The sequence below is a fragment of the Streptomyces sp. NPDC000880 genome (genome assembly GCF_053599675.1).
Map to the genome: position 1 here is coordinate 1 of NZ_JBSFMS010000079.1, position 7657 is coordinate 7657.

At 68.7% G+C, this 7657-nt stretch carries 6 protein-coding genes, 1 tRNA gene and 2 pseudogenes; 6 read left to right on the top strand and 3 right to left on the bottom strand.

The features are described from left to right. From ACWDO5_RS23300 to ACWDO5_RS23320, 5 genes are all read left to right on the top strand, one after another. On the top strand, positions 1-201 hold a 201-nt coding region (locus ACWDO5_RS23300; protein WP_450532278.1), incomplete at its 5' end, for a hypothetical protein. A 25-nt stretch (positions 202-226) separates the two neighbouring features. Further along, positions 227-682, top strand: coding sequence for a GNAT family N-acetyltransferase (locus ACWDO5_RS23305; protein WP_450532280.1), 456 nt, complete (start codon positions 227-229; stop codon positions 680-682). 248 nt (positions 683-930) lie between these two features. Next, positions 931-2331, top strand: coding sequence for a DUF2252 domain-containing protein (locus ACWDO5_RS23310; protein ID WP_450532281.1), 1401 nt, complete (start codon positions 931-933; stop codon positions 2329-2331). Positions 2332-2365: 34 nt separating this feature from the next. Further along, positions 2366-2692 carry a carboxymuconolactone decarboxylase family protein gene (locus ACWDO5_RS23315; RefSeq protein ID WP_450532282.1) on the top strand — a complete coding sequence of 109 codons (327 nt, stop codon included), beginning with the start codon at positions 2366-2368 and terminating at the stop codon, positions 2690-2692. Positions 2693-2824: 132 nt separating this feature from the next. Next, positions 2825-3241 carry an SHOCT domain-containing protein gene (locus tag ACWDO5_RS23320; RefSeq protein WP_450532283.1) on the top strand — a complete coding sequence of 139 codons (417 nt, stop codon included), beginning with the start codon at positions 2825-2827 and terminating at the stop codon, positions 3239-3241. Positions 3242-3653: 412 nt separating this feature from the next. On the opposite strand, the gene ACWDO5_RS23325 is transcribed toward ACWDO5_RS23320, so the two are convergent. Further along, positions 3654-5009 (bottom strand): cation:proton antiporter, encoded by a 1356-nt coding sequence (locus ACWDO5_RS23325; RefSeq protein ID WP_450532284.1) that lies wholly within the window; start codon positions 5007-5009, stop codon positions 3654-3656. A gap of 776 nt (positions 5010-5785) precedes the next feature. Between ACWDO5_RS23325 and ACWDO5_RS23330 the strand changes: the two are divergent. Continuing rightward, positions 5786-6014, top strand: a pseudogene (locus ACWDO5_RS23330) (site-specific integrase); the annotation flags it as partial. A 145-nt stretch (positions 6015-6159) separates the two neighbouring features. Here ACWDO5_RS23330 and ACWDO5_RS23335 read toward each other — a convergent pair. Both ACWDO5_RS23335 and ACWDO5_RS23340 read right to left on the bottom strand, forming a co-directional pair. Further along, a tRNA-Lys gene (locus ACWDO5_RS23335) sits at positions 6160-6232 on the bottom strand. A gap of 1036 nt (positions 6233-7268) precedes the next feature. Next, positions 7269-7657, bottom strand: a pseudogene (locus ACWDO5_RS23340) (DEAD/DEAH box helicase); the annotation flags it as partial.

A 7657-nucleotide genomic window follows, 5' to 3' on the forward strand; every position in this document is an offset into this window, starting at 1 on the left:
TTCCAGCCGGGCGATTTTCGGGCGAACTCAACCGGCATCACACGAAGATCAACAGTCACCCTGCGTACGCAACCACAGAAAGTGGCCCAGAGCCTGAGTTCGGGAGTCACGGCCCTGTTCTCGTACAGCTATGGCCAGGTGACGAGCAGCGCTGAGGCTGCTTGGGCGGTGGTCCAGTCGACGCGACGCGGCACCCCGTGACGGGAGCCGAAGAAAGGTGAGCACGTTGAAGATCGTGGTGGACGACCTCTCCGGCCCGGAGATCGCGAGGTTCCTCGACGAACACATCCAGCAGATGCGGTCCCTCACGCCTTTGGAGAGCAAGCACGCCCTCGACCTCGACAGCCTCCGGAAGCCCGAAATAACGTTCTGGTCAGTTTCGGACGGTAGCAGCCTGGTGGGCTGCGGTGCGATCAAGAGACTGGACGCGGGCCACGCGGAGCTGAAGTCGATGCGTACCAGGCCGACGCAGCAGAGGAGCGGAATCGCATCTCAGCTGCTGGAGCACATCATCGCCGAGGCTAAACGCATGGGGTTCACACGGCTGAGCCTGGAGACTGGCGCCGCAGAATTCTTCCTGCCCGCCCGAAGGTTGTACGAGAAGTTCGGCTTCCAGCACTGCGAACCATTCGCGGACTACCAGCCCGACCCGAACAGTACGTTCATGACAAGGGCACTCTGAAAGAGCTTTGTTCGCGCTCGCGACTCACGGCGTACGCGTACACGTCCGTAAGGCTGCCGCCCGTGAAGACGTTATTGATGCTGGCGGTTAAGAACAGCTGAGCCTGTGAACCGACATGCAGCGACACGCGCCACAGGCGGCCGAGATGCCCGCCCGAGCAGAGTGTGGAACGGTGGGTGGGGGTCGGGAACAGGGCCCGGAACGGGGCCGGGTGCCCCACCGGACCGCTCCGTCCAGGAGGTGGCATCATGGCCGACCAGGTCAGCGGGAACCCCCTGGAGGAACGGGTCGCGCGGGGTCGGGCCGCGCGGGCGGATGCGCCGCGCTCCGCTCACGCGGAGTACCAGCCCCCGGCGAAGCGACCGGACCCGGTGGACATCATCGAGGCGCAGTCGGCCGCCCGGCTGCCGGAGCTCGTGCCCATCCGCTACGGCCGGATGCTTGAGTCCCCCTTCCGCTTCTACCGCGGCGCCGCCGCCATCATGGCCGGTGACCTGGCCGACACCCCCCGCTCGGGGATCACTGCGCAGCTGTGCGGGGACGCGCATCTGCTGAACTTTCGGCTGCTCGCCTCGCCCGAGCGGCATCTGGTGTTCGACATCAACGACTTCGACGAGACCTTGCCGGGCCCCTGGGAGTGGGACGTCAAGAGGCTGGCCGCCAGCCTGGCCATCGCCGGACGCGAGAATGGCTATACGAACGCCGAACGGGCCTCCGTCGTAAGCGCCACCGTACGGTCGTACCGCGAGCAGATGCGCCGCTTGGCCGGGCTGGGCAACCTCGCCGTCTGGTACACCCAGGCCGACATGGACGTGTTGCATGCCCTGGCGGACCAGAAGCTGGGAGCGCGGGGCCGCAAGCGTACGCAGCAGGCGATGGCGAAGGCCCGCACCCGCGACAGCCTCCAGGCCTTCGAGAAGCTCACGCGGGTGGTCGACGGTCGGCGCAGGATCACCCCCGACCCACCGCTGATCGTGCCGGTCCAGGACCTGCTGCCGGGCGTCGAACGCGACTCGGTGGAGGGACAGCTCCGCGAGCTGATCGAGCGGTACAGCCGCAGCCTGCAGCCCGACCGCCGCCATCTGCTCCGGCAGTACCGGATCGTCGACATGGCCCGCAAGGTCGTCGGGGTCGGCAGCGTCGGCACCCGCTGCTGGATCATCCTGCTGCTCGGCAGGGACGACGAGGATCCGCTGCTGCTGCAGGCCAAGGAAGCCGACCGGTCGGTGCTGGCCCCGTACACCGGGACGAGCGCATACGACAACCAGGGTGAACGGGTCGTCGCCGGGCAGCGGCTGATGCAGGCCACCAGTGACATCTTCCTCGGCTGGGAACGCCTCACCGGCATCGACGGACGCCAACGCGACTTCTACATCCGCCAGTTGCGGGACTGGAAGGGCATCGCCGAACCCCAGCTCATGGTCCCCCGGGACATGCGCGCCTTCGGTGAACTCTGCGGCGCCACCCTCGCCCGCGCCCACGCCCGCTCCGGAGACCGCATCGCCATCGCCGCCTACCTCGGCGGCGGCGACGTGTTCGACCGCGCGCTCACCGTCTTCGCCGAGCGCTACGCCGACCAGAACGAACGCGACCACCAAGCCCTCGCCGACGCCGTACGCATTGGCCGGGTCTCCGCCGAAGCCGCGTAACGCGGCCCGGCACCGCGCGAAAGGAGAACCACCCATGACCGAGAACAGGACCCCTGAAGAGACCATCAGTGCGCTCGCCGAGGGCGACGCGCCAGTGTTCGAGACCCTCGTCCAGATGACGACCGACACATTCGAGCGGTCGGGTCTGGACGAGGAGACCTACCTGCTCCTGCGCATCGCCGCGCTCGTGGCGATGGACGCCGCACCCGCCTCCTACCTCCTCAATGTCGGAGCGGCCGGTGAGATCGGCGTCCCGCTGGAAAAGGTGCAGGGGACACTCGTCGCGGTCGCGCCCGTGGTGGGCAGCGCCCGGATCGTGTCGGCCGCGAGTCATATCGCGGAGGCGTTCCAGGCTGCCTGACGCGGCCATCGACCCGGCTGCAAGGCAGTCAGCCGACGGGGCCGGGCCTGGCCGGCTGCCCGGGTAGGTGCCGGCCCAGGGGCTGGAAACGACTGTCGCGCCGCGAGGCACGGCGGAGGCAGGAGGACAAAAATGAGCAGCAACCTGTTCCTGGCATACGACTATCCGCTCCTGGGCGCGTTCTGGACGCTGATGTGGATCTTCCTGTGGATCCTGTGGATCATCCTGCTGTTCCGCGTCATCGGCGATGTCTTCCGCGACGACTCGCTGAGTGGCTGGGCGAAGACGGGATGGACCTTCTTCGTGATCATCCTGCCGTTCCTCGGCGTCTTCGTGTACCTGATCGCCCGGGGACGTGGCATGGGCAAGCGCGAACAGCAGTACGCCAGGGCACAGCAGGAGTCACTCAACGCGTTCATCCGGCAAACCGCCGGAAGTACGGGCACGGGCCGAGCGGACGAGCTGGCCAAGCTCTCCGAGCTCAAGAACAGGGGCGAGATCACCGACGAGGAATTCCAGCACGCCAAGCAGAAGGTCCTGGCGGGCTGATCCCGGCCCGGCCGTCCCGCCTGAGCGCGTCGGCCCGGCCGGGATGGGTACTCGCTCGGACGCGCTACCAGGGATGCGGTGGCGACGGCGTTGAACGGGGATGGCCCAATGGCCGGCCGCCCGCACGACCCGGCCGACCCGGCTGACACGCCCCGCCGCGGTCGCCGTTGTCGGCTGCCGGTGGCGCTCACTGACGGCCGGCGCATTGAGCCGCCAGCTGGTGACCGCCCTGGCCACGTGGCGCCACGAAAGCCAATGGCTTGAGATCGAGCTGCACTGGTCGCTGGACGGTGGCGGATGAGCCGCGCCTTGGAGACCACGCTCAACGGCGGGATCTGTTGTCCCGAACGTGCCGATCCCGCACTGTTCCAGGGAAGTGACCCGGTGCTGCAGCCGGCACGGGGGCGCGGCATCACGTCTCTGGCTGGTCCAGGGGGCCGAGCCTGCGGCGCCCGGGGGTCTCGGGTACGGGTGTACCCTCGCGCAGGTCACGGGAGGTGGCCGCGGCCTTCTCGTGCCAGCGGCCGTACCGCTCGGCGAGGGCTACGGCCGAGACGCCGTGCAGGAGGACACTGAGGCCGACGGTGATCGCGACCACCCGGCCCAGCAGCTCCACTCCGGCCACGTGCTCCTCCACCACGAGCAGGGCCAGCACGACGGACGCGAGACCGCGTGGCCCGAACCACCCGATGTACGCCACCGTGGGCGGCCGCAGACTGCTCCCGGCGAGCGAGAGGGCCACCGGCAGCATCCTGACGACGGTGAGGCTGAGCATCGCGTACAGGATGATCCGCCAGCTCAGGTGCTCCAGCGCAGGGCCCAGCAGCACCGCCCCGAAGACCAAAAGGCTGATCGACGCCAGGAGTCCTCCCAGGTTCTCGGCGAACTCGGCCGTGCGGTCCTGGCCTTCCTTCTCGCCACCGGTTCGGTAACGGCGCAGGGCGAACCCGAAGGCGAATCCGGCGACCCAGGCGGCGATGAAGCCGCTGCCGTCCGTCACGACGGCGAGTTCGTACGACCCTGCCGCGACGGCCAGCAGGTAGACCTGCCGCCACTCCCGCGTGACCCATCCCCTGGCCCGGGACCACTGCAGCAGCCGACCGCCGAGCCCACCGATCAGCAGACCCAGCGCGGTGCTCAGCACGAGTGCACGCCAGAAGACACCCGCCACGCCCTCCTCCGAATACTGCGTGCCCGGGATGGCTGCCAGGAACAGGACGAAGAAGGGCAGCACCATGCCGTCGTTCAGGCCGCTTTCGACATTCAGTCCGTGACGTACGAGCGCCGGGACCCGGGGATGGGAGATGGCGGTCTTTCCGAGGGCGGCGTCGGTGGGGGCGAGGATGGCGCCGACGAGTGCGAGCTCCCACACCGTCAGCCCTGGCAGCAGAGGCCAGGCAAGCAGCCAGCCCGCCCCGATACTCAGCGGCAGTCCGATGCCCAGCAGACGGCCGGGAAGAAAGCCGCCGGTCTGAAGGTCCCGTCTGCGGACCGTCATGGCATCGGTGAACAGGACGAGCGTCAGGGTGGCTTCGAGAAGCGCGATGATCGGTGCGGCGTCGTGCTTCAGGTCGACGATGTCGAGCACGGCCGGCCCGAGGAGGATCCCGGAGCCGACGAACACGATCGCCGACGACAGCGGCGTCGAGGACAGCCGACGCGAGCCCAATGCGTACGCGGCAGTGACGCCCGCCACCGCCACACCGGTCCAGGCGCCACTGCCCATGTTCCGGCCCTCCGGATCCACCCGCCGGACATTGCCGGCCAATTGTCGACTCCTGCGGCGCTGCGGCAGCCCCACTGGTCCCGCATGAACGTGCCCGTGGCCTCCTTCTACAGGTCGGCGAAGCGCTGCCCGCTGACGTCGACGGGGACACGCCGGATGGTGCCGCCCAGGAAGTGGAACGGCGGGTCGTGGTCGGTCAAGACAGGTCGGCGTGCTGGCGGCCCACCGACGCCGCCGGGCCCTGGCACGGACGTCTCTCGGCGCCGCCGATCTTTTCTCCGAGCAGCGCTGAACGCGGCGATCAGCCAGCAGCTCATCACGTTCAACCTCGCCGCTCACGTCGAGCTGGAGTCCGGCAAACGACCGAAGCCGCTGCTGTGGACCGAGCGGCGGGCGGCGCGCTGGCGTGCCACCGGCGAGAAGCCCTCTGCCGTCATGGTGTGGACGCCTGAGCAGTTCGGCGTCTCCCTCGATGCAGCCGAGGGTGAGCGGCTGTACGCGTTCTTCCACCTCTCCGGCACGCGCGGCCTCTCCGAGACCGTCTCGGGGTGGAGACAGGACCCGTCCTCCTGCGTGTGCCGGTGTCCTGCCAGGCGGTGCCGGCACTTCTCCTTCTCCTTGAGTTGACGCTCGCGGTGCCCGCGGAGGACGGCCACGTTCAGGCTGTCGAGGGCGATGGTGCTGGCGCTTCCATCGGTCTTGGGCGCGGACTCGTATGGATCCCAGCCGTCGACCACGATCACCTTGGCGGGTGTGATCAGGCCGGCGTCCAGATCCACATCGGCCCAGTCCTGGCCGGCCCCCTCGCCCCACCGCCTTTCTGCCGCGTCCTCGGGACGCACCGACCTTCCGCCCATCACCCTCCGGGACCTGCGGCACGTCTCCGCGACCCTCACCCACGGCGGCGGTGGTGACCTGCACACGATCAAGGAGACGCTGCGCCACTCCACGATCACGCTGACCTCGGACACGTACACGAGCCTGCTGCCTGAGGTCGACAAAGCCGCCGCAGAAGCCGCCGCCAAGCTGGTACCTCGTGCCCGTAAGGCCGCCTCCGTAGCGGCTGCTGCCGGGACGTCCCCTCACGCATCGCTCACGCACGAGGCCGGGAACGACACAGCGCCCCGACCGGCCGAAGCCAGTCGAGGCGCTGAACAGCAGGTCAGAGGGGGTTTCCCCGCCCTCCGGGCAGTAGGCCGTGTGGGACTCGAACCCACAACCAACGGATTAAAAGTCCGCTGCTCTGCCAATTGAGCTAACGGCCCTCGGCACAACACCCCTGAGCATAGCCGGACGGTGACCGTCAGCCGATCGGGTATCGGCTGACGGGCCACCCGTCCGTCAGTTGAGGGCGACTTACTCGCTTGGCGAAGGTCCACAGACAGCGGCCCAACGGCGTCGATCGCGGACAACGGCGAGGTCGCTCCCGCGGCGGAAAGAAGTCGATGATCTCCAGCGTGGAGGGATCCGGGCGGTGAACGAGATACCCGTCGCCGAGCAGCGAGTCCCCTCCAGGTACCGGTGTCGACCTACGGGTCGTACGGTCGTACACGCCGGCCGGGCCTTCTCCCGGGCAACGCCAGTAGATCCGGCCCATAACTGCCTGGATCTCACTGGGAACGCATGGCGCGTCCATCTCGACGGTTGTCGTTTGTTGTCCGCTGGGAAGGTACGTCAATGCGAGACGTCCGGGCTGGTCAGGAATGGCCTGCCATAGCTCGCTGCCCCGCAGCGAGGCCGCAACGGGCGAGCCGGTCCGCAGCACCTGCTTCGTTTGAGTGTCGAGCACGTACTGGGTAGCGGGTTCCTCACTGTCGTACACGGCGAATCGGCCCGAGACGCTCACGCCCACGAACTCCCGCGGGTGTCCGTGTGGTCGAGACGTCCCCGGGCCCGCGGACCACCCGCACCACTTCGCGCCCGTCGTCAGCCCACATGTCGAGGTGAGCGACGCCACCGTCCCCGGTGGCCTGCGCCACCCGGCACACCGGGTCGGAGTAACAAGTGCCGGGGTACGTACCGCTTGCCAAATCGGACCTGGGCCCTGGCGCAAGGCTGCCGTCGAGCGCCAGGTCACGCCGGAAGAACTCACTCAGTCCCTCCCCAGGGCAAGAAGACGGCGTGGGGGACCGAGCGCCTGTGCGGCACTGGAACCTTGTTGAGCTGCCCCCCGGCAGACCCCCCCACGCGAGTGGCCGGATCGTAACAGCAGCAACAGCCGTCTCACCGACGCAAACAGGGCCCGTACGACACCCCAGTGTCGTACGGGCCCTGCCAGTCAGGCCGTCAGGTCAGACCAGGTCAGCCGTTGCGCTTCCAGCGCGGCTTGTCGTCACGGCGCCCGAAGGAACCCGTGTTCGTGCCGGTGCCGGTCGTGCCTCCGCGGTGATCGTCGCGGCGGCCGTACGGGCGGTCGCTGCCACCGGAGCGGAAGCCGCCCGCGGGGCGGTCGTCGCGGCGGTCGCGGTTGAACGGACGGTCGCTGCCACGGTGGCCGCCGGTCGGGCGGTCGTCACGGCGGAAGCCGCCCGAGGAACGGTCGTCACGACGCTCGAAGGAACGGCCACCACGGTCGTCACGGTCACGGTTGAAGCCACCCGTGGGGCGGTCGTCGCGACGGAAGCCGCCGGACGACGGACGGTCGTTGTCACGACGGAAGCCACCGCGGTCGTCACGACGCTCGAAGGGTA